The sequence below is a fragment of the Novosphingobium organovorum genome, assembly GCF_022832435.1.
Classification (GTDB): Bacteria; Pseudomonadota; Alphaproteobacteria; order Sphingomonadales; family Sphingomonadaceae; genus Novosphingobium; species Novosphingobium organovorum.
Genome location: NZ_JALHLF010000019.1, coordinates 21,588 through 42,771 on the forward strand (window position 1 = coordinate 21,588; position 21,184 = coordinate 42,771).

Here is a 21,184-nt window from a genome sequence, read left to right on the forward strand (position 1 = left end):
CGATTTTGCCGGATATTCTGGCCGCTTACCCTTGCCGAGTGGGTCCCTGCGGCAATATACACATGAACGGGCATCATGCCACATGGAGATCGCGGAGTGTGGGCTGAGGAACGGCGCCAGAAGATCCTGAGCGTCCTTGAAAACGAAAACCGGGTCGCGGCCGACGAACTGGCCATCCAGTTCGACGTCTCACGCGAGACGATCCGGCGCGACCTCAAGACGCTCGAGGAAGAAGGGCTGATCCGGCGCACCCACGGCGGCGCGCTGAGCACCCAGAACGAGCGCCCGTTCAAGGAGCGCAGTTCGACCCGTATGCCCGAAAAGCGTGCGCTGGCCCGGCTTGCCGCAAGGCTGCTCCAGCCGGGCGAATGCTGCTTCATCGACGCCGGATCGACCACTTCGGCGCTCGCCGAATCGCTCGCCACGCTGGAGCGCATCTCGATCATCACCAATTCGGTGGCCCTCGTGATGGCCCTGCGCGAACAGGGATCGCGCGCGGAAATCCTGCTGCTGGGCGGCACTGTCGCCCCCGACGTGCCCGGCACTTATGGTCCGCTCGCGCTCGAACAGCTCGCCAACTTGCGCGCCGATGTCGCGTTCATCTCGCCGGTCGGGATCGATCCGCTGGGCGGGGTCACCTATTTCGACTTTTCCGAAGCCGAAATCGCCCGCGCCATGCTGCGCAACGCCCGGCGCCGGGTGGTGCTGGCGGATTCGAGCAAGTGCCATGTGGTCAGCCGGGTGATCGTCTCGCCCTGCCGCGATGTCGACATCCTCGTCAGCGATATCGCCGACGCGCAGGAATTCCTCCACGGCGGGGTCGGACAAGTGATGACCTCGGCCGAGGCCTGAGCCCGGCGTCACCGCAGCGGGCCCGCCGGGCCGAAGCCCCCTTCCCGGCGCGATCTATTCCGGCCAGGGCATGGCAAAGCCGCGCAGCGCCTCGTAGGCGGCGGCCAGTTGCAGCACGCCCCGATCATCGAACCGCTGGCCCACTATCTGCAACCCGATCGGCACGCCGCTGTCCGGGTCGATCCCGCAGGGCACGGTGATCGCCGGATTGCCGGTCTGGTTCCACATCGAGGTGGCGAGCGGGATATCGAAACCGTCGAGCGGCCCGCGCGTCTCCTCGGCCGGAAAGCCCGCGACAAGAGTGGTCGGCGTCAGCAGATAGTCGAGCCCGGCGAGCTGGCCCAGCAGCACCCCCTTGGCGGCCTCGATCCGGTCGAGGCAGGCGGCATAATCGAAACCGCTCATGGCATCGGCCTTGGGGAACCAGGGGACCAGATCGGCAAGCACCAGCGCGCGGCGCTCCTCGGGCAGCTTGCGGAATTCCATTGCCCCGCGAACGAGGTAGGAATCGACCATGATCCCGGCCAGATCCGCAGGCAGCGCGTTGGGCACGATTTCCACCGAGGCGCCGTTCGCCTCGAGCACGGCGGCGGCCTTTTCCACCGCCGCGCGCACCGCCGGGATCGGCGCCACATCGCCCATCGCGTCGAGCTGAAGGCCAAGACGCAGCCCCTTCACGTCGCGTGGCAGTGCGGCCGCATAGTCGACCGGATCGTAAGGCAGCGCGCCATAATCGCGCGCATCGGGCCGCGCCAGGACGTTGAGCAGCAGGGCATTGTCGAGGACCGTGCGCGTCAGCGGGCCAGCCGAGCGGACCGGGCTGGGCGGCAGGTGCGGGATGCGCCCCTGCGTGGGCTTGAGGCTGACGAGACCGCAGAACGCGGCGGGCAGGCGCACCGAGCCCCCGAGGTCCGTGCCGATCGCCCCCGGCCCGCAGCGCGCCGCGACCGAAGCCGCCGCACCGCTGCTCGATCCGCCGGTGTTGCAGGCCAGGTTCCAGGGATTGCGGGTGATCCCGTAGGCGCTGCTCACCCCGGTCGCCAGCATCCCGAAATCGGGCATCGTGGTCTTGGCCCAGATGATCGCCCCGGCCTCCTTGAGCCGGGCGGCCGGCGGCGCGTCCTTGCCCACAGGGCCACTGCCCACGTGCGCCTTGCTGCCGCGATACATCGGCCGGCTCGCTTCGGCGATGCTGTCCTTGACGGTGATCGGCACCCCGTCGAGCGGGCCCAGCACCGCCCCCTGCTGCCAGCGCTGTTCCGACGCGCGCGCCTGTTCGAGCGCCAGATCGCCATCGATGAAGATCAGCGCGTTGATCCTGGGATTGAACGCCTCGGCGCGATCGAGCACCGCTTGCATGACGGTGACCGGAGACAGGCTGCCCTCGGCAAATCCCCTGGTCATTTGCGCGATCGTCAAGTCGTATCCGGCAGTGGTCATGCAAGGCTCCATCGTGGTGCCCGCGTTCTAGGCCCCACAATCAAACTTGTAAATATGCCCGTTATGTTTGATATGTGTGGTTATGAAGCGACCACACCACTCTCCGGTCGCAATGGATGAGGCGGAAATGACCGATCGCGCGGCACTGGAATCTGTCCTGGCGTGGCCCTCGCTGGCTTCACGCCGCTGGGAGGCCAGCCCTCTCGGCTTCCCCAACAGCCTGCCCAGCCACAGCGGGCTCGACGGCGAAGTCTGGCTGCTGCGCGCGGACGATGGCGCGATGCGGGTCGTCAAGCGGCGCCGCGCCGAAGACACCGCCATCGCCTTTTCCACCGCGCTCGCGGCCGCGCAGCGGGCCGCCGACCACGGCCTGGGCCCGCGCGTGCTCGACCATGACGACGCGCTGGAGGCCATCCTGTTCGAGCATCCCGGGCAAGGCTGGCGCTCGGCCGGACTGTCCGACCTGCTCGCGCCCGGCACGCTGGCCAAGGCCGCCACCGGGCTGCGCCAGTTTCACGCGCAGCCACACCTCGCACGGCCAGCCCCAGAGGTTCGCGCCGCAATGGCCCAGGCCGACCGGATCGCCGGCGACAGGCTCGGCGCGCTCGTGTCGGCCTGGCAACCGCTGCGCGAATGGGTCGCCCGGATCGAGCCCGCGCTGCAATCGGGCGCACCGGACGCGGTGCCGCTGCACCGCGAAGTGTTCGCCTCCAATTTCCTCATCGGCCCGCACGGCGATCTTCTCCTGATCGATTTCGACCACGCCGCCGATGGCGATCCGATGGCCGACCTTGCCGCGCTGGCGCTCGAGACGGCGCAGGTCGATGACGAACACGACACGCTCATCAACCTCTATTTCGGCAGGACGAGCCCCCACCTTCTCGCCCGCCTGCGGCTCCACGCCATCCTCGAGGACGTGCGCTGGGGGTGCTGGGCCTGGGAGCGCTATGCCTCCCCTTCCGCCCCCGCCATCGTCGATTACCTGACCTACGCCCGCATGCGGCTTGGCCGCGCCTTGCACCACGTGACGGCCTGGAACGCCGGGGATCGGCTGGGCGAGATTGCCCACGAGATTGCCGCCGCGCCCCGCGATCCGTTCCGACGGAGCGCGCCGCTGTGAAGACTTGCCGCCGCGCTGGTTGACGCGGGGCGCGGGCGCCGTCGAACGGGGCCTGCCCCCCCCTGGGTCCGTCACCGCGATGCATCCACAAATTGCATCAATACATACAATCAATGGCTTAGCGAAAGTGGATGCGCGACCATAAGCTGGAAGCTGCATCGACAGCCCGCTTCGAAACATGGCTGCGATCCGCGGGAGAGACCTTCATGCCCATCGATACCGCGCGTCCCGACGCGCATGGCCGCGCCTTTGCGGCTTCACCGACGCCGCTCCGCATCCTGCCCCGGATCGGCCCAGGGCGCGCGCGGCGTGCGAACCTTGTCCTGCGCGCCGGACTGTCGCTGGCCGCCGTGGCCAGCGGCCTTGGCGGCCAAGCGCACGCGCAGACGTCACGCGATGCGATCGCGATCCGCCAGCCTGCCAGCGACCAAGCGGACAGCCCCGTCGCACAGGACCCGCAGGTCTCCACGCCCGATTTTGGTCTGACCGGACACTGGGGCGGCCTGCGCGATGACCTGCACGCGGCCGGGATTGACATCTCGGGCAGCGTGTGGAGCGAAATCGCAGGCAATGTCTCGGGCGGAACGCGCAAGGACGTGACCCAGGTTTCGGGCTGGGCGATCAATCTGGACGGCGACACCGAGAAGCTGTTCGGGCTCGAGGGTGGCCACTTCCAGGTCTCGTTCACCAAGCGCCAGGGCCCCGACATCAACCAGCGCGCCGGGCTGGAAATGCTGCTCTCCCCGCAGGAGCAGTATTCGCGCGGGCAGACCTATCGCCTGTCCGAGCTGTGGTATCAGCAGCAACTCGGCCCGATCACCGACATCAAGCTGGGCCGCATGGGCATGGGCGACGATTTCGGCGCGCTGCCCTGCGAATTCCAGAACGTGAACTTCTGCGCCAACCAGATCGGCCCGCTGGTCGGCAATTACTGGTACAACAACCCGCTCGACCCGCTGGCCGTGCGCCTGCGCGTGAAGCCGGGCAAGTTCACCTTCATGGCCGGCGTGTTCCAGTCCAACCCCAACGACGAGAAGGAAGATGTCGCGCTCTACCACAAGGGCGCCAATGGCGTGACCGTGCCGATCGAGGCGGGATGGGCCTCGCTGGTGGGCGGGCTGCCCGGCTCCTATCGCGTCGGCGCCTGGTACAACACCGCGCGCGCCGACGATCTTCTGGACGATGCCAACGGCCAGCCCTTCGCGATCAGCGGGCTCGATCCCGACCGCAAGCGGGGGCGCTACGGCGCCTACCTGCTGGCCCGCCAGCAAGTCACCGGAACCTACAAGGAAGGGCCACCGGGCCCCGAAACGACGCGCGGGCTCACCGTGTTCTTCAACGCGATGCAGGCCGATCGGCGCACCTCGCGCACCGACAGCCAGATCGCCGCATGGCTGGTGTACACCGCTCCGTTTGCCGGACGGCCCCACGATTCGATCGGGCTTGCCGTCTCGCGCGAGAACGTGAACAGCCGCGCAGCGCTGTCCGAAACGCTCGCCGATCCCGCCAGCACCGCTCCCCGTGCGGAATACGCGAGCGAACTGCACTACGCCTTCGAAGTCGTGCCGCACTTCGTGCTCAGCCCCAATGTCCAGTACATCGTCCATCCCGGCGGCTATCCCGACCGGCACGACATCGTCGTCCTAGGCCTCAAGACCATGCTGGCGCTGTAACGGCGGTCAGAGGCCGGGGAGTGATCCAATTGCGGTATCACAGCCATCAACCTTGGTGTTGGACGCTTCCCCCGGCCTTGGGCAACGATGGGCCGACTGGCACCGCCCCCCCCCCGCTCGGTGCCCCTTTTGACCTTGCGATGAAATTTTCCAAAGGCGAGACGAGTTCGGCCCAAGCCGAACCAGGAGAGGATGATGACAGATACCCCCGGCTTGTTCCCTGCCGCCTGCCGCCGCCGTGCGCTGATGAAGGCGTTCGCCTCGTGCGCCGTGGGCGCCGCGCTGGCCCCCGGCCTCGCCCCGACACTCGCCCGCGCGGCAAGCGCGACGCCAGCACGCGCATCGGGCGCGCTTCCCCCGCTCGAAGTGGCGGCCGTTTCACCCGATTTCCTGTGCAACGCCGTCGCCCTGACCCGCGACAACACGATGTTCCTGGGCCTGCCGCGCTGGCTCGGGATGGACGGCACCCCCTCGCTCGTGCGGGTCGACGAACACGGCGCGCTGCACAGCTTTCCCGGCGGCGAATGGAACGCCTGGCAGGCGGGCAAGGACCCGCGCAACGCGCTGGTGATGGTCAACGGCATTCACATTTTCGCCGACGACACGCTGTGGGTGGTCGATCAGGGCACCGCGGACCGCAAGCTGACGATGGCGGGGGCGCAAAAGCTGATCCAGTTCGACCCCACAAATGGCAAGGCGCTGCGCATCCTGCGCTTTGGCCCCGACATCCTGCCCGAAGGCGCGCAGATGAACGACCTGCGCATCCACGACAACCGCATCTACGTCACCGACAGCGGGCGCGGCGCGATCATCGTGCACGACCTCGACACCGGCAAGACGCTGCGCCGGCTGAGCGGCAAGGCGCCGGTGATGGAAATTCCGGGCGAATGGCTGATGTCGGCCCCGGGCCATCCGCTCGAGGATGCCAACGGTGTCAAGCCGCACGTCCAGTGCGACATGCTCGAACTCACCGCCGACGGCCAGTGGCTCTACTTCTGCACGCCGACCGGCCCGCTGCGGCGCGTTTCGACAAAGGCGCTGTGGGACACCAGGCTCGACGAGGATGCTCTGGCAGGGCAGGTTGAGACGGTCACGACGCTGCCAACGCTCATGGGCACGACGATGGATAGCCTGGGCAACTTCTACTACACCGACATCACAACTCGCCGCATCATGGTGCTCACCCCCGGCGGCAAGCAGCTGGTGCTGGCTCAGGACCAGAGGCTGGTCGATGGCGACGCGATGTTCATCAGCGCCGATCGCCACCTCTACATGCCCTGCCCGCAGACCGAACGGCTGGCCGTGTTCAACCAAGGCAAGAACGGCCTTCAACCGCCCTGGCAGATCTTCCGCCTCGCCCTGCCCGAAACCCTCGAGGGCCATCCGCTGGGCGTTGCGGTGCCCTGACGCGAGTGGATTGATTCTGACATTTGAGCGCGCCCTCTCCGATAGGGTATCTCATTTCAGAATCGAACCACTAGAGCATTTTCCAGTCAGGTGGAATCACCAGACGGTTCAGAAAATGCGTTAAAACAAACGCCTAGAGCGGTAGATCTGATACGATCTGATCGAAAACCGCTCTAGTCCCCCGGTCCCGCGCCGCGCTCGTCCTTCGCCTCGCGCCTGAGCGGAGCGATCTCCTCGAGCAGCGCGGCGAGGGCCGGATTGTCGTTCCCCACCTTCCAGGCCAGATGCAGCTCGACCGGCTGCGCTGGCCGGATCCCGCTCAGCGAGCAGAACACGATGCCCTCGTAGCGCAGGTTCATCGCCGCCTGCGGGACGACCGCCACCCCCAGCCCCGCGCGCACCAGCGCGAGCACCGAGTGGACCTGGCTGACGTACTGGCTGAAATGCGGATTGATCCCCGCCCGGCTGAAGGCATGGGCCACCAGATCGTAGAAATAGCGCGCCTCGTCGGGCGCGAACATCACCACCGATTCGCTATCGAGCGCGGCGAGCGGCACGCTCTCTCCCTGGGCTAGCCCCTGCCCTGACCCCCGTGCCCCCCCTTGCGCCAGTCGGTGCCCTTCGGGCAACGCCAGGACCAGCGGCTCGGCCTCCACCCGGCGCGAGCGCAGCCCTTCGCGGGTCACCGGCGGGCGCAGCAGCCCGAAGTCGAGCTGCCCGGCGCCCAGCGCATCAAGCTGCGCGCTGCTGACCATCTCGCGAAGCTGCAGTTCGACTGCGGGAAAGCGCACCTGCCACTTGGCGATGGCGCGCGGCAGGAACTCGTACCCGGCCGCCGCGGTGAAGCCGATCGAGACGCTCCCCGCCTCGCCATGACTGACCCGCCGGGTCGAGATGCTGGCGTTTTCCACCAGCCGCAGGATCGTGCGCGCCTCGGGCAGCAGCTTGCGCCCCGCCGGGGTCAGGCGCACGCTGCGGTTGTTGCGCAGCAGCAGGGGCGCGCCGATCGCGTGTTCGAGCAGCTTGATCTGCCGGCTGAGCGGCGGCTGGGTCATGTTGAGGCGTTCCGCCGCACGGGTGAAATGCAGTTCCTCGGCGACCGCGACGAAGCACCGCAACTGGTTGAAATCAAGCAAGGCACCAGCCCTTTTTCCGCAACGAAGCCGACGCCCCGCCAGGTCGGACCAAACCGTATCCGACCCCGGCGAACATACATACATCGTATCAATGGATGATCGCGCGATGCCTATCGGCATCATGACCTGATGGCAATATGGTGCGGAACCGATCGCATCATCATACCAATTCTGGATCACTGAATGCCCTAATTGGCTTTTACCTATATGCACGAGCACCGTAGTCTGGCCCCAAGAACACAGTATGGAGATGCCAAAAGATGAGCCGTTACACCCCAGCCGAATTGGGCCAGGTGCTGGGCGCGGGGCTGCTGTCCTTCCCGATCACGCATTTCGCCCAGGACTTCTCCTTCGATGAAAAGGCCTACCGCGAAAACCTCGAATGGCTCTCGACCTACCCGGTCGCCGGTCTGTTCGCTGCGGGCGGGACGGGCGAGTTCTTCTCGCTGACCAACGCCGAGGTCGTCACCGTGGTCAAGGCCGCGGTCGAGCAGATCGCGGGCCGGGTTCCGGTGATCGCTCCGGCCGGCGGCAGCACCGCGCAGGCGATCGAGCTGGCCCAGGCGGCCGAAGCCAGTGGTGCGGACGGCATCCTGCTGTTCCCGCCCTACCTCACCGAATGCGACACGCGCGGCGTGGCCGATCACGTCATCCGCGTGTGCCAGTCGACCAAGCTGGGCGTCTCGGTCTACAGCCGCGCCAACGCCAAGCTGACCGACGAACACGTCGCGCGCATCGCCGACGCCTGCCCCAACCTCATCGGCTACAAGGACGGCGTGGGCGAGATCGAGCGCATGACGCGCATCTACAACCGCCTGGGTGATCGCCTCACCTACATCGGCGGCTTGCCCACCGCCGAAACCTTCGCGCTGCCCTATCTCGAAATGGGCGTGACCACTTACTCCTCGGCCGTGTTCAACTTCCTGCCCGGCTGGGCGCTGGAGTTCTACAAGGCGGTGCGCGCGCGCGACCGCGCCACGGTCGACCGCGAACTGCGCGAGTTCATCATTCCCTACACCCGCATTCGCGATCGCTGCGCGGGCTACGCGGTGTCGATCGTCAAGGCGGGCATGACCGCGATCGGTCGCCCGGCTGGCCCCGTGCGCACGCCGCTGCTCGACCTCAGCGAAGCCGAAGTGGCCGAACTCAAGGCCTTGATCGGGGACCGCGCGTGAGCGTGGAACTGACCGGACGGATGCTCATCGGCGCGCGCGCGGTGATGGGCTCCAACGGCAGCCACAAGGCGATCGATCCGGCCAGCGGGGAAACGCTCGAACCGGCCTATGGCCTTGCCAGCGAAGCCGAGGTCGAAGCCGCCTGCGCGCTCGCCTGGGCCGCTTTTGACACCTACCGCGAGACCGGCCTTGCCGAACGCGCCGCGTTTCTCGAGGCTTGTGCCGACGAGATCGAGGCGCTCGGCGATGCCCTGATCGCGCGGGCCTGCGCCGAAAGCGGATTGCCCCGTGCGCGGATCGAGGGCGGGCGTGGCCGCACCTGCGGCCAGCTTCGCCTGTTCGCGCAGGTCGTGCGCGAAGGCTCGTGGCTCGGCGCGCGGATCGACCCGGCGATGCCCGAACGCCAGCCCCTGCCCCGTGCGGACCTGCGCCAGCGGATGATCGCGCTGGGGCCGGTGGCGGTGTTTGGCGCCAGCAACTTTCCGCTCGCCTTCTCGGTCGCGGGCGGGGACACCGCCTCGGCGCTGGCGGCGGGCTGCCCGGTCGTCATCAAGGCGCACAACGCGCATCCCGGCACGTCCGAACTCGTCGGCCTCGCCCTGCAAAAGGCCGTCGCGCGCTGCGCCATGCCCGAAGGCACCGTCTCGCTGATCTTCGGCGCGGGAACCGCGGCCGGAACCCAGCTGGTGAGCGACGCGCGGATCAAGGCGGTCGGCTTCACCGGCTCGCGCGGTGGCGGCACCGCGCTGATGCACGTCGCCGCGGCCCGCCCCGAGCCCATCCCGGTCTACGCCGAAATGAGCAGCATCAACCCGGTCTATCTCCTGCCCGAAGCGCTCGCCGCGCGCGCCGAGGCGCTGGGCAAGGCCTTCGTCGGATCGCTGACGATGGGGGCGGGCCAGTTCTGCACCAATCCCGGCCTGCTCCTGGCCATCGAAGGCGACGCGCTCGAGCGTTTCGTCGCCGCCGCGGTGGCCGCGATGCACGAGGCGGGCGCGAGCGTCATGCTCACGCCGGGCATTGCCTCTGCCTATGCCGCTGGCGTCGAACGGCTGGCCGGGCATCCCCAGGTCGAAACGCTGGCGCGCGGTCTTGCCGGCGAAGGCCCCAACCGCTGCCAGGCGGGCTGGTTCGCGACCGATGCCGACACCTTCCTCGCCGACGAGGCCCTTCAGGAAGAAGTCTTCGGCGCCGCCTCGCTGCTGATCCGCTGCCGCGACCTCGACCAGATGAAGGCCCTGAGCGAACATCTCGAAGGCCAGCTCACCGCGACGCTCCAGCTCGACACGGGCGATATCGCAGCGGTGCGTACCTTGCTTCCGGTGCTCGAACGCAAGGCCGGGCGCATTCTGGCCAACGGCTGGCCGACCGGGGTCGAAGTGTGCCACGCCATGGTCCACGGCGGGCCGTTCCCGGCCACTTCGGACAGCCGCACGACATCGGTCGGGACACGCGCGATCGCGCGGTTCCTGCGCCCGGTGTGCTATCAGGACCTGCCCGAGGCGCTCTTGCCCGAAGCGCTCCACGCCGCCAACCCGCTTGGCCTGTGGCGCCGGACCGACGGAGAACTGGCCCGTGCATGACCTCTGGCCGCCGTACGCTTCCAACCCAACACCCCCCGCGCGTACGGCGGCCAGACCAGCGCGACGAAAGCCCGGTGCCCCCGGTGCGGGATACTTGCCCCGGCGGCAAGACACCCTCCCCACCGGGGCACCTAGCCCCGATCGCCCGCAAGGACGAACCTGCTCGCAGCCGCCCCAAGCGCGGTGAATAAAGACAACGGCGTTGCGGCACGAACCGCCGGACGCGAACAGAACGGGAGAGTGGCTTGAACACTCCAGCCAATCAGCAGACGCACCTGGCCAGCGCGGTCAGGAAGATCAACCGGCACATCCTGCCGCTGTTCGTCGTCATGTTCATCGTCAACTACATCGACCGGGTGAACGTGGGTTTCGTGCAGACCCATCTGGAACACGACATCGGCATCGGCCCGGCCGCCTACGGGTTTGGTGCCGGGCTGTTCTTCATCGGCTACGCGCTGCTCGAAGTGCCCTCCAACATCATGATGCAGCGCTTCGGCGCCCGCTTGTGGCTGACCCGCATCATGTTCACCTGGGGCCTGGTCGCCTGCGCCAGCGCCTTCGTGCGCGGCGAGCACAGCTTCTACATCCTGCGCTTCCTGCTCGGCGCGGCGGAAGCCGGCTTCTTTCCCGGCGCGATCTTCTATTTCACCTGCTGGCTGCCCGCCTCCGAGCGCGGCCGCGCCATGGCCATCTTCCTGTCGGGCTCCGCCGCCGCCTCGATCATCTCGGGGCCGCTGGCAGGCGCCCTGCTCTCGCTCGACGGCCTGGGGCTCGTCGGCTGGCAGTGGATGTTCCTGATCGAAGGCAGCTTCTCGCTCGTGCTCTGCGCGGCGACCTGGTTCTGGCTCGATTCCCATCCCGAAGACGCCACCTGGCTGACCGAGGACGAGCGCCGCGCGATCAGCGACACATTGGAGCGCGAACAGGCCGAACGCGAGACGACCCAGCATCACGGCCATGGCACCTCCACCCTGGTCATGCTGCGCGATCCGCAGATCCTGCTGTTCTGTTTCCTCTACTTCGTGATTTCGCTGACCGTCTACGGCGTGACCTTCTGGCTGCCGATCATCATCGCCTCGATGGGCGGGCTCTCGGAAATCGAGATCGGGATGCTGAACTCGATCCCGTGGATCATCGCGGTGGTCGCCATGTACGGCTTCGCCTCGCTCGCCCGGCGCTATCCGGCGCAGCGCAAGTGGACCGCGCTGACCTTCTTCATCGCCGCGGTCGGTCTTGCCTTTTCCGGGCATGGCAATGCGCTGGCCTGCTTCGTGGCGATCTGCTTTGCCTCGATCGGCTTCAAGGCGGCGTCCTCGCTGTTCTGGCCCATCCCGCAAGCCTACCTCGACAAGCGCATTGCCGCCGGGGTCATCGCGCTCATCAATTCGGTGGGCGGGCTCGGCGGGTTCGTCGCCCCCTCGGTCTTCGGCATTCTCCAGGCCCGGACCCACTCGGTCCAGGGCGGCCTCATCGCGCTGGCGGTCCTGTCGGGGCTGGCCGGGGTCGCGGTCCTGTTTGCGCACAGCCCCACCAAGGGCCTGCGCGCCGGCCGCGCCAAACCCCGCACATCGCCCGAGCAGGCGAGCCTACCGAGTTCCGGCTCCTCTTTCCAACGACCTGACGAAACGGTTGAATTCGCATGAAGATCAAGACTATCCGCGTCACGCCCATCGCCTTTCGCGATCCCCCGCTGCTTAACGCCAGCGGCATCCACGAACCCTATGCGCTGCGCTCGATCATCGAGGTCGAGGGCGAGAACGGGGTCGTGGGGCTGGGCGAAAGCTACGGCGATGCGCCCGTGCTCGAGGTTCTCCAGGCCATGGTCGAGCCGCTTGTGGGGCTCGATTCGTGGGATCTCAACGCGCTGCGCGAGCGCGTGGTGCAGACCGTCGCGCGCCTGCCGCGTCCCGAAGCGGGCGCCGAACTCGCGCCCGGTTCGCACCCTTCCAAGCAGGTCGCCAATGCCTATTCGGCGTTCGAGGTGGCCTTCCTCGACCTTACCGCGCGAACGCTCGGTATTCCTCTGGTCGATCTGCTGGGCGGGCGCGTGCGCGACAAGGTGCCCTATTCGGCCTACCTCTTCTTCAAGTACGCCGAGCACATCGACAGCCCCTACCCTCCCGACGCCTGGGGCGAGGCGCTGAACGAAGAGCAGATCGTCGCCCAGGCGCGCACGATGATCGAGACCTACGGCTTCGAGAGCATCAAGCTCAAGGCCGGCGCGCTCGATCCCGATCACGAAGTGGCCTGCCTCAATGCGCTCAAGAAAGCCTTCCCCGAGGCCCCGCTGCGGATCGATCCCAACGCCAACTGGTCGGTCGAGACGTCGATCCGTCTGGCCGGGGAACTGGGCGACATCCTGCAGTACTACGAAGACCCCACGCCCGGCCTCGAGGGCATGGCCGAGGTCCATCGCGCCACCGGCCTGCCGCTGGCCACCAACATGGTCGTCACCGATTTCGACGAGTTTCGCCGCTCGCTCGCGCTGGGCAGCGTCCAGATCGTGCTGTCCGATCACCACTACTGGGGCGGCCTGCGCGACACCCAGGTCCTCGCCCGCATGTGCGAGACCTTCGACCTTGGCATCTCGATGCACTCCAACAGCCACCTGGGGATCAGCCTGATGGCCATGACCCATGTCGCGGCCTCGGTGCGCAACCTGTCCTACGCCTGCGATACGCATTACCCTTGGCAGGAAGCCGACGAGGAAGTGATCGTGGGCGGGAAACTGCCGATCGTGGGCGGCTGCGTGGAGCTGACCGACAAGCCGGGCCTGGGGGTCGAACTCGATCACGACCAGCTCGCCAAACTGCACGCGCAGTTCCTGTCCATCGACATCCGCAGCCGCGACGATGCCCGCCAGATGCGCAAGTACAAGCCTGAGTGGACCAACCCCAAGCCGCGCTTCTGACACGCACCTGGCCTGATCCGCTTCGCTTCAGGCCAGGCGACGTGGACAAATTTGACGGTTGTCGGAACGGCTGGATTGAGCGGTTGGCGGATGGTGCGCTGGCCGCCCACCCCGCTGCGACTAAGTTCGCTTCGCTCTTGCAAGTCTCGCTGCCCCTCCCGCACGCGGGAGGGGGGATAGCGCCTTGCCCTCCCGCTTGCAGGAGGACCGGAAGGCTTGGGACCATCAGCGGCAGCCGGTCTGCTGCGATCGCCGCGCCTCGCGGTCAACCCGTTTCACGCCCGAAAGAGCATGGCCGCCAGATAGTCGATGAACGCCGCCACGCGCCGGGGCGGATGGCGCCCCGCGGCGTGAACCGCATAGAGGTTGACGTCGGTCAGCCGGAAAGCGTCGAGAGCCGTCTCCAGCCGCCCGGCGTCGCGGTCTGCGGCGATGTCATAGTCCGATTTCAACACGACACCGGCACCAGCGATCGCCCATTGCCGCAACAGGCCGCCGTCGTTCGCCGTGCGGCTGCCCGAGACCTGGACGGCAAGCGCCTGCGCACCGTCGCGAAATTGCCAGGTCCCTTGCGGGTTGCCCAGCCGCGACAGGACGAGGCAGTTGTGCCGCGCGAGCTCTTCGGGGCGCGTCGGCTTGCCATGGCGGGCCCAATAAGCCGGTGCGGCGCAGACCGAACGCCCGCTGCGCAGGATCAGGCGCGCCTTGAGCCGCGAATCCGACAAGGGGCCGGTGCGCAGCCCCAGATCGTAGCCTCCCTCGACGAGATCGAGCACCTCGTCCCCCAGCGACAGTTCGAACGTCACGCCCGGATGGCGCACCTGGAAGCTGTCGATCAGGCCAGCGAGCCGAGACCGCCCGAAGTCGTTGATCGAGGTGAGCCGGATCGCTCCCCGCAGCGGCCCGGCGTCGGCGACCCGATCGATCGCTTCGTCCAGATCGCCGACGACGGCGCGGCAACGCGCAAGGAAGCGTTCGCCTTCGGGTGTCAGCGACAGGCTGCGGGTCGAGCGCAGAATAAGCTTGGCCCCGACATGATCCTCCAGCCGCTGCAGGCTCGCGGTCACCGCGGACGGGGCGGACCCGCGCGCCTTGGCGGCCGCCGCGAGGCTGCCCTGATCGGCGATGCTGATGAAGGTGCGGATGTGCGCAAGAACGTCCATAATTCATATATAATGAATAAAGCGATCAAAGGTAACGGCATTATTCTCCTTGTCCGCCGGAGCCATAGTGCGTTTGCAGAGCAGACAGCCAAGGAAGCCGCGCATGACGACACCCCCTTCCGCCCTCACCCGTGGCGGCGATGGCCACGGCGCGTTGATCGGCGCCCGGATCTTCGTGGCTGGCGGCGGTTCGGGCATGGGCGCGGCCCTTACGACCATATCGTCACCACCGCCGCCGACCTCGCCTTCGCCCCCTTTCCCGATCTGTCCGATGATGCGATCGAAGCGATGCTCCGCTCCAAATTCCGGGGGCCGATCAACCTCGCGCGCGCGGCTGGCAAGCACCTCGCGCCCCAGGGCAGCGTGCTGTTCTTCTCCGGCCTTGCGGCCTATCGGCAAGGCCCCGGTTCCTCCATCGTCGGCGCCCTCAACATGGCGCTCGAAAGTCTGGCCGCGGCGCTCGCCATCGAGATGAAACCCAGGCGCTTCAACGTGATTTCGCCCGGCATCGTCGATTCCGAGACCTGGGCGGGAATGACCGGGGCGGACCGCTCGGCGTTCTTCGGCCAGATCGCGGCGGGCCTGCCCGCCGGCCGCGTCGGCACGGTCGAGGATGAGGCCCATGCCGCGCTCGCGCTCCTGGAGAACGGCTTCATCAACGGCACCGTCGTCAACGTCGATGGCGGCGGGCGGATCGCCTGAGCCCGGAGCGTTTCAAGCGCCCGGACCATCCGCCACTGGCGGTTGCGCCAGGCAAGACCCTGCACACTATCCCGTCAAGAAAAGGCATCTGTACCATGAACGCCCCATCGCCAGGCCCGCTCTACGCGCCGCTGAAGTTCGACGATCTGTCGTTCAAGAATCGAATCGTGATGCCGCCCATGACCCGCTGCCGGGCGGCGCAGCCCGGCAATGTTCCGACCTCGCTGATGGCCGAATACTACAGCCGCCATTGCGACGCCGGGCTCATCATCGCCGAGGCCACGCAGGTTTCACCGGACGCGCAGGGCTATTCCTTCACGCCCGGCATCCACAGCCAGGAGCAGATTGCCGGATGGAAGCAGGTCACCCAAGCGGTGCACCGCAAGGGCGGCCAGATCTTCCTCCAGATCTGGCACACCGGCCGCATGTCGCACGCGTCTTTCCACGATGGCGCGGCCCCCTTTGCCCCATCCGCGATCGAAACGCCCGAAGGGACCGGCGTGTGGATCGCGAACGCCAACGGCGAGGGCGGCGCGATGCAGCGCTGCACACCGCCGCGCGCAATGACGTTGGCGGAAATCCGGCGTGTTCAGGACGATTTCGTCCAAGCGACGGCCAACGCCCGGGAGGCCGGTTTCGACGGGGTCGAACTGCACGGGGCCAATGGCTATCTAATCGACGAATTTCTGCGCAAGAGCTCGAACCACAGGGACGATGCCTATGGCGGCTCCCCCCACAACCGTATCCGCTTCCTGATCGAAATTCTGGAACGGCTCGTCACGATCTTCCCGCCCTCGCGCATCGGGGTGCGGTTCGCGCCGCACAACCAGACGCGCGGCATGGACGATCCCGACACTCCGGAAACCGTTCTGCTGGCCATGACCCGGATGGCGGCGCTGGACATCGGCTATGTCCATTTCGCCGAAGTGGACTGGGACGCCGAACCCAATGTTCCGGAGGAATTCCGCGCGCTTGCACGGGCCCTGTTTCCCAATCTGATCCTCGTTGCGGGAAACTACACCAAGGAACGCGCGCAGTGGGTTCTCGAGAAGAACTATGCGGACATGGTTGCCTTCGGCCGCCTGTTCCTGGCGAACCCGGACCTGCCGCGCCGGTTGCGGGACGATCTGCCGCTCAACGCCCTGCAGCCCGACTTCCTGTTTGGCGGCGGCGCGCAAGGCTATGTCGACTATCCCCGGCTCGAGGAGGCGTGATGATCGATGGTCACGCCGCTTGCCCCGGCCCTTCACGCCCCGTCCGCCACGCGCCTTTCGTGAAAGGCCGGTCATGAAGCTCTATGTCTACGATCATTGCCCCTTTTGCGTGCGCGCCCGCATGCCCTTCGGGCTCAAGGCCATCCCCTTCGAGATGGTCGTGCTGCCCAACGACGACGAGGCCACGCCGATCGGCATGATCGGGCGCAAGATGCTGCCGATCCTCGAAGACGACCAGGGCGTCCTGGGCGAGAGCCTCGCCATCGTGGCCAAGCTCGACGCGCTCGGCGGCCCGCGCCTGTTCGACGGCGCGCCAGCCACCGACATTGCGGCCTGGCTTGCCCGCTGGGACCCGCTGATCAACGATCTGGTGATCCCGCGAACGCCCGATCCGGTCTATGCCGAGTTTCGGGGCGCCGCGTCGCGGGCCTATTTCACCGCGAAGAAGGAAGCGAGGTTCGGCGCGTTCGACGGGCTCCTTGCCCGCACCGAAGAGTTCAAGGCCGCGTTGTCGCCGGCTCTCGACCAACTCGCACCGATACTGCCCGATCCCGAGCACCCCGGCATCGACGATATCGTGCTGTTCCCGGTGCTGCGCTCGCTGACGATCATGCCGGACCTCGCGTTTCCCGGGCCGGTCGCCGCCTATCTGCAGCGGATGTCCGAACGCGCCGGTGTGCCGCTGGTGACGGCGCTGCGCGCAATGGTCTGAAAGCCCGATCGAAAGCCCGGCCCCCGCCGCGACCGGCACGAAAAAGGAAGCCACAATGACACTGAGCGAAAAGACCGTGCTGGTCGTCGGAGGGTCCTCGGGCATCGGCTTGGGAATCGCCGAGGCGGCGCTGGCCGCCGGCGCGCGCGTGACCATCGCCTCGCGCTCGCCGGAAAAGATCTCGGCGGCCGTCGAGCGGCTGGGTGACGCGGCGCAGGGCGCCCAGCTCGACACCGGCGATGCCGAGGCGATTGATCGCTTCTTCGCCGCGCGCGCGCCCTTCGATCACATCGTCGTCTCGGCCGCGCAGACCAAAGTGGCGCCCGTGCGCGACCTGCCGCTGGAGGATGCCTACCAGTCGATGAACTCCAAGTTCTGGGGCGCCTACCGGATCGCGCGTGCCGCCCGGATGGCCGAAGGCGGGTCGTTGACCCTGGTCTCCGGCTTCCTGTCCATCCGCCCGAAAAAGGGCGCCGCGATCCAGAGCGCGATCAACGCCGGACTGGAAGGGTTGACGCGCGGTCTGGCGCTGGAACTGGCGCCGGTCCGGGTCAACTGCGTCTCACCGGGCCTGGTCATGACACCGATGCTCGATGGCCAGGGCGGCGACGCGCGCCAGGCCATGTTCGAGGGCGCGGCGCAGCGCCTGCCGGTCGGACGTGTCGGCGCGCCCGCCCATATCGCGATCCAGGTCATGGCCTTTCTCGCCAACCCCTATATCACCGGCACGACCGTCTACGTCGATGGCGGCGGCGCCATCGCCTGAGAGGGGGAGGTTGCGCTGCGCGCGCGCCTTTCGGCGTGCCGCAGATTTGCAAGGGTGCGCAGGGCATGGCAGGCCCTCCTGGCCGCGATTAGCTCGCGGAACGGGACGCGATTTCCCGCATTCCCGTCCGATCGTACCCCGCGTTCAAGGCTCTCCGCCTTGGCGCCAGTGCGATGGCAACTGACCGCAGGTGCGCCGGAAGGCGGCCGCGAACTTGGCCGGATTGGAATAGCCCACGGCCATCGCGGCCTCGGTCACGCCGCTGCCCTTTTCGAGCAGCGCGCGCGCGTGCTCCATGCGCAGATGCGTGAAGTAGGCGAAGGGTGTTCGTCCGGTTTCGCGTTTGAAGGCACGGGTGAACGTGCGCGCATCCATGCCCATCCCGCGCGCCAGCGTGGCCATCGGGAGATTGTGCGCCAGATTGGCTTCCATGCAGGCGATGGCCGGCGCAAGGCGCCCGCCGCGAAGACCTCCATGGAGCCGCCTCTGTTGCCTGTCGGGCACTTGTCCCAGCCGCTCGAGCAGGAGGTAGAGGCCCTGCCGGAACATCGGCGAGGCCATGCCCTGGGATTGCGCGCTGTGCCGCAGCGCGGTCATCATCCAGGCGGCCAGGGGATCGTCGAAGAGCCGGTTGGCGATCGGCCGCAGGTCGAGCGCGGCCCGATGGCCCGCCCCCGCGAAGAGGTCCGGCGAAAACGCGATGCACAGGGCGCGCATGGCGGGCGTTGCCCCTCGCGCGGGTTGGTCCGGCAAGGCGAGGCCGAGCGTGCCGGGCTGCCAGACCGCATCGATCGCGATCCCCTTGCCGCGTTTCCAGGTCGGACCTCCGCCCTGCAGGCACAGCGCGAGCATGGCAAACGGCATGTCCACGCTCGTCCCCTCGAAGGCGGCGAATTCGACTTCGATCAGGATCATCGTCTCGCTCATCGCGATGACCCGCGTGCCATCGGCCTCAGCCAGCGAGCGATAGCGATCGACCAGGGCCCGCGAAGAAGAGTTCATACCTAATCCCTGTTCCTGCGCCCGGCCTTGCCCCATGCACCGCCTTGCCGTTCACCCGTCACGGAACAAACCGTCCCGACACAAACCGGCCTGCCCCGAACGCCCCCGGCACGACGCATCAAGGCAAACGCGATGCCGGTTTCGGAGTGCCGCGCCCCTTTTGGAGTGGCGCGGATCGTCCAACACCATAATGGATTTTGCAAGTCATTAGCACAAACAAGCGCCACGAACGCTCCCGTCTGTCGTGCGTGCGTTTTCACGTCTTGGAGGATTTGTGAAGTCAGCTCTCGCCTTTGGCGCGTCGATGTCCGTCGTGGCGATTGCCGCAGCCGCGCCGCTTGAAGCGCGCGCGCAAGACGCCGACGAGGGTGCCGACGCCCCGGCGATCGAAACCAACCAGATCATCGTCTGGGGGGAGAAAACCCGGCGCACCGTGCGCGACACCGCCTCCAGCCTGGTGGTCGATACCGCGGAGGACATCCGCCATTCCGCAGGCAGCTTCACCGTCGACGACCTGCTCGATTCGATCCCCAACATCGTTTCCATCGAACCGGGCAACGATGCGCCGGCGGTGCGCGGGGTGGACGGAACCGGCCCGGCAAGCGGGGCGAACGCCTTTCTGGCGGGCACCCGCCCGCGTCTCAACTATCAGGTCGATGGCCGCACGCTCACCTTCAACGAAGCCGTGTTCGGACTGTCCAGCCTCTGGGACGTCGACCAGGTCGAAGTCTATCGCGGGCCGCAATCGACCTTGCAGGGGCGCAACGCGATTGCCGGCGTCATCTCGGTGCACACCGCATCGCCAACTTTCGACTGGCACGGCGCGGCGCGCGCGGTGGTGGGCAACCGCGACGAAGTGCAGCTGGCCGGGGCTCTGGGCGGCCCGATCATCGATGGCCTTGCCGCGTTCCGGGTGAGCGCGGACTGGCAAAAGAGCCAGAGCTACATCGATTTTGCCGCTTACGACGGTGTCTCCAATCCCGGAAAATCGGACCTGAAGTCCTATCGCGGCAAGCTTCTCCTGACCCCGGCGGCCGGTCTGCGCTCGACCTGGACGCTGTCCTATCAGGACGGTCGCCAGCCGCAGGCCGAGCAAGTCAAGCAACCCTACAGCGCGCACGTAGCCCAGGCATCCGCGATGCCGGTCTTCCGCTCGCGCACGACCACCCTGCTGTCGGACACCAGCTACGAACTGTCCGACAATGTGACCCTGCAGGCCTACCTGTCCGGGGCGGACTTTCGGGTCGATCGCCTGTCGGCCTCCGGCACCGGCAACCTGCGGATCGATGGCATGGAATATGTCGTCCAGCCGTTCGTGCGCCTGCGCTCGAACGACGATCGCGTTTCCGGCTTCGTCGCCGCCTACGTCTTTCGCACCCATCAGGACGAGACGATCGACCTGTTCGGCGGCGGCAGCTGGCACGATGAAACCGCAACCACGGCAGCCTTCGGCGAAGTGACGGTGGCCGCCACGTCGCGCCTTTCCGTGATCCTGGGCGCGCGCTACGAAGAGGAAAAGCGCGACCGGGTCGGCAGTGCGGGCGTCTTTTCCACCGACTTTCATGAAACCTACCGCGAGTTCCTGCCCAAGGCGAGCCTGTCCTTTCAGGTCTCGGACGACGTGACCGTGGGGGCGAGCGCCGGGCGGGCCTACAACGCCGGTGGCGCGGGCATCACCTTCGCCTCGCCCTATGTCGAATACACCTACGACCCCGAATACGTCTGGAGCTTCGAAGGCTTCCTGCGCACCAACCTCGCCAGCAACGTCAGCCTCAACGCCAACGTCTTCTACAGCCTCTACACCAACATGCAGCTGCCCTTTTACCTCAGCAGCCTGTCGACGATCATCGCCAATGCGCAAAAGGCAAGCACCTATGGTGCGGAGCTGGCGCTGGACTGGCGCTGGGGCGAGAAGAACCGGATCTACGCGTCCGCCGGTGCGCTCAGGACACGGATCGACGAATATTCGCAGCAGGATCTGGTCGGCAACGACCTTCCCCGCGCGCCCGCCTTCAGCGCGGCGGCCGGCTTCGTGCTTTCGCCCGACGGGCATTTCGAGCTGAGCGGCGACGTGCGCTATTCCGACGCCTACTATTCGGACATCCTCAACACCGCCCGCGCCAGGGTCGATCCCTATGCCGTGGTCAATGGTCAGGTGGCCTACGACTTCGGGAAGGCGCGGGTCTTCCTGGCGGTGCGTAACCTGCTCAATTCCGGCCCGCCGATCCTCTATTACACCGGCACCACGGCCTCGGCCGACTACGCCACCCTGCTCCAGCCGCGCAAGATCAGCGCGGGTGTCGAAGTGCGCTTCTGAACCGGGGCGCG

Annotated in this window: 17 protein-coding genes; 13 read left to right on the forward strand and 4 right to left on the reverse strand. The window is 67.2% G+C overall.

The annotated features are described in order from the left end of the window. Nucleotides 1-75 precede the first annotated feature (75 nt). Nucleotides 76-852, forward strand: a complete 777-nt coding sequence (locus MTR62_RS07460) for a DeoR/GlpR family DNA-binding transcription regulator (RefSeq protein WP_244018550.1) — start codon at nt 76-78, stop codon at nt 850-852. Between the two features lie 54 nt (nt 853-906). Here MTR62_RS07460 and MTR62_RS07465 read toward each other — a convergent pair whose 3' ends face one another. Further along, entirely contained in the window at nt 907-2,292 is a 1,386-nt protein-coding gene (locus MTR62_RS07465) for an amidase (RefSeq protein WP_244018552.1), read from the reverse strand. A 127-nt stretch (nt 2,293-2,419) separates the two neighbouring features. Between MTR62_RS07465 and MTR62_RS07470 the strand changes: the two genes are divergently transcribed. The 3 genes from MTR62_RS07470 (at nt 2,420) to MTR62_RS07480 (ending at nt 6,492) form a co-directional block, all read left to right on the forward strand. Beyond that, nucleotides 2,420-3,412 carry a phosphotransferase family protein gene (locus MTR62_RS07470; RefSeq protein ID WP_244018554.1) on the forward strand — a complete coding sequence of 331 codons (993 nt, stop codon included), beginning with the start codon at nt 2,420-2,422 and terminating at the stop codon, nt 3,410-3,412. Nucleotides 3,413-3,618: 206 nt separating this feature from the next. Next, nucleotides 3,619-5,085: a carbohydrate porin gene (locus MTR62_RS07475; protein ID WP_244018556.1), complete on the forward strand. Its 1,467-nt coding sequence runs from the start codon at nt 3,619-3,621 to the stop codon at nt 5,083-5,085. A 195-nt stretch (nt 5,086-5,280) separates the two neighbouring features. Beyond that, nucleotides 5,281-6,492, forward strand: a complete 1,212-nt coding sequence (locus MTR62_RS07480; RefSeq protein WP_244018558.1) for an SMP-30/gluconolactonase/LRE family protein — start codon at nt 5,281-5,283, stop codon at nt 6,490-6,492. 173 nt (nt 6,493-6,665) lie between these two features. Here the strand turns inward: MTR62_RS07480 and MTR62_RS07485 are convergent, their stop codons facing one another. Then, nucleotides 6,666-7,628 (reverse strand): LysR family transcriptional regulator, encoded by a 963-nt coding sequence (locus MTR62_RS07485; protein WP_244018560.1) that lies wholly within the window; start codon nt 7,626-7,628, stop codon nt 6,666-6,668. 260 nt (nt 7,629-7,888) lie between these two features. Here MTR62_RS07485 and kdgD point away from each other — a divergent pair, with 260 nt between their 5' ends. The 4 genes from kdgD to MTR62_RS07505 all read left to right on the forward strand — a co-directional run bounded on the left by kdgD (nt 7,889) and on the right by MTR62_RS07505 (nt 13,297). Beyond that, nucleotides 7,889-8,803 carry a 5-dehydro-4-deoxyglucarate dehydratase gene (gene kdgD / locus MTR62_RS07490; RefSeq protein WP_244018562.1) on the forward strand — a complete coding sequence of 305 codons (915 nt, stop codon included), beginning with the start codon at nt 7,889-7,891 and terminating at the stop codon, nt 8,801-8,803. A gap of 20 nt (nt 8,804-8,823) precedes the next feature. Further along, entirely contained in the window at nt 8,824-10,386 is a 1,563-nt protein-coding gene (locus tag MTR62_RS07495; protein ID WP_244018598.1) for an aldehyde dehydrogenase (NADP(+)), read from the forward strand. Between the two features lie 245 nt (nt 10,387-10,631). Beyond that, nucleotides 10,632-12,029: an MFS transporter gene (locus tag MTR62_RS07500; protein WP_244018564.1), complete on the forward strand. Its 1,398-nt coding sequence runs from the start codon at nt 10,632-10,634 to the stop codon at nt 12,027-12,029. Continuing rightward, nucleotides 12,026-13,297: a glucarate dehydratase family protein gene (locus MTR62_RS07505; protein ID WP_244018566.1), complete on the forward strand. Its 1,272-nt coding sequence runs from the start codon at nt 12,026-12,028 to the stop codon at nt 13,295-13,297. The genes MTR62_RS07500 and MTR62_RS07505 overlap by 4 nt, the downstream gene beginning before the upstream one ends. Before the next feature lie 275 nt (nt 13,298-13,572). On the opposite strand, the gene MTR62_RS07510 is transcribed toward MTR62_RS07505, so the two are convergent. Continuing rightward, entirely contained in the window at nt 13,573-14,460 is an 888-nt protein-coding gene (locus tag MTR62_RS07510) for a LysR family transcriptional regulator (RefSeq protein ID WP_244018568.1), read from the reverse strand. Here MTR62_RS07510 and MTR62_RS07515 point away from each other — a divergent pair. The 4 genes from MTR62_RS07515 to MTR62_RS07530 all read left to right on the forward strand — a co-directional run bounded on the left by MTR62_RS07515 (nt 14,443) and on the right by MTR62_RS07530 (nt 17,854). Continuing rightward, nucleotides 14,443-15,162 (forward strand): SDR family oxidoreductase, encoded by a 720-nt coding sequence (locus tag MTR62_RS07515; protein WP_244018570.1) that lies wholly within the window; start codon nt 14,443-14,445, stop codon nt 15,160-15,162. The two genes, MTR62_RS07510 and MTR62_RS07515, sit on opposite strands and share 18 nt — an antisense overlap. Before the next feature lie 95 nt (nt 15,163-15,257). Further along, nucleotides 15,258-16,376 carry an alkene reductase gene (locus MTR62_RS07520; protein ID WP_244018572.1) on the forward strand — a complete coding sequence of 373 codons (1,119 nt, stop codon included), beginning with the start codon at nt 15,258-15,260 and terminating at the stop codon, nt 16,374-16,376. 73 nt (nt 16,377-16,449) lie between these two features. Beyond that, on the forward strand, nt 16,450-17,088 hold the full coding sequence (gene grxB, locus MTR62_RS07525; protein WP_244018574.1) for a glutaredoxin 2: 639 nt from the start codon (nt 16,450-16,452) through the stop codon (nt 17,086-17,088). 55 nt (nt 17,089-17,143) lie between these two features. Then, nucleotides 17,144-17,854, forward strand: coding sequence for an SDR family oxidoreductase (locus tag MTR62_RS07530; RefSeq protein ID WP_244018576.1), 711 nt, complete (start codon nt 17,144-17,146; stop codon nt 17,852-17,854). Between the two features lie 144 nt (nt 17,855-17,998). Here MTR62_RS07530 and MTR62_RS07535 read toward each other — a convergent pair whose 3' ends face one another. Continuing rightward, nucleotides 17,999-18,856: a helix-turn-helix domain-containing protein gene (locus MTR62_RS07535; RefSeq protein ID WP_244018578.1), complete on the reverse strand. Its 858-nt coding sequence runs from the start codon at nt 18,854-18,856 to the stop codon at nt 17,999-18,001. A 274-nt stretch (nt 18,857-19,130) separates the two neighbouring features. On the opposite strand from MTR62_RS07535, the gene MTR62_RS07540 reads away from it, so the two are divergent. Beyond that, entirely contained in the window at nt 19,131-21,173 is a 2,043-nt protein-coding gene (locus tag MTR62_RS07540; RefSeq protein WP_244018580.1) for a TonB-dependent receptor, read from the forward strand. The last annotated feature ends 11 nt before the right edge of the window (nt 21,174-21,184 follow it).